We start from the raw sequence: 1206 nt of genomic DNA, 5'->3' as shown, positions 1-1206 counted from the left end.
CTCCAGGACGGGCGCGCCGACCTCGCGGTGGTGCGGCCCGACGTCGACCTGCCGACCAACGGCCTGACGCTGGCGATCCTGCGCGACCAGGCGATGATCATCGTCTCGCCGGAGACCGCCGGGATCGACGCGTTTCCCAAGCTCGGCGGCCGGCGGCTCGGCATCGCCGCGCACAAGGACGCCGACCTCTCGCTGCTGAAGAGCATCCTCGGCTATTACGGCCTGACCCTTGAGACGGGGCCCGTCGGCGCGAAGGTGCCGGCGCAATCCGTCCTGCTCGTGCCGGTCGAAGGTGCGCAGGCCGGCCCGGCGATCCGGGCGCGGACGGTCGACGCGTTCGTGAGCATCATCGCCCCGTCGGCACCGAAGGCCCTGGCCCTCGTCGAGGCGGTCAAGGCCGTCAGCAAGGGCGGCAAGGTCAACTTCGTCGGCGTGCCGGACGACGCGGCGATCATCGAGCGCTTCCCGCGCCTGCAGGCCGTCACGGTCCCGGGCGGGTTGTTCGGCGGGGCGCCCAAGCTTCCCGACGACGACGTCAAGACCGTCGGCGCCTCCTACCGGCTGATGGCCCGCGCCTCGCTCGGCCGGGTGGTCGCGGCCGACGTGACCCAGAACCTGTTCGAGTTGCGCACCGCCGCGGCGAAGACGAGCGACGCGGCCGAGTACGTGCTGGCCCCGGCCTACGAGACGACGGTGGCGGCCACGAGCGCGCGGATCCCGATCCATCCCGGCGCCATCGACTACTACGAGCGCGAGCAGCACAGCTTCGTCGACCGCTACGGCGACACCCTCTACCTGCTGGCGGCGCTCGCCGGCGGCCTGGTCTCGGCGATGGCGTGGCTGCGGCAGCGGCTGGCCGGCCTGCGCCGCGAACGGATCGACGAGGTCACCGACCGCCTGCTGGCGATCATCGACGAGGCGCGCACCCTGCGCGACCCGGCCGCCATCGCGGCGCTGAACGTCGAGATCGACCGGCTCGCGACCGAGGTCGTCCGCTATGCCCGGGCGCGCGCGCCGGAGATGCGGACCATGGCCGCCGTGGGCATCGCCATCGAGACGGCCAAGGCCACCGTCGCCGATTGCCGCAACGCGGCTGCGGCCGGGCACGGGCCGCACAGCAAGCCGCCGTTCAAGCCGAGTCTGCATCTGGCCGGCGGCGAGGCATGACCGCCTTTCGCCTGCGCCGACGCCCGCCGTCGCGCGGCT

Annotated in this window: 1 protein-coding gene; it reads left to right on the top strand. The window is 73.2% G+C overall.

What is annotated here, in order from left to right:
* Positions 1-1167: TAXI family TRAP transporter solute-binding subunit (locus tag FV222_RS26665; RefSeq protein ID WP_147816141.1), on the top strand; the 1167-nt coding region annotated here is incomplete at its 5' end.
* Between the last annotated feature and the right edge of the window lie 39 nt (positions 1168-1206).

The organism is Methylobacterium sp. WL103, assembly GCF_008039885.1.
In the GTDB taxonomy this organism is placed as follows: domain Bacteria; phylum Pseudomonadota; class Alphaproteobacteria; order Rhizobiales; family Beijerinckiaceae; genus Methylobacterium; species Methylobacterium cerastii.
The sequence above is the reverse complement of the archived record's forward strand: the minus strand, read 5'-3'. Positions and strand labels throughout refer to the sequence as shown.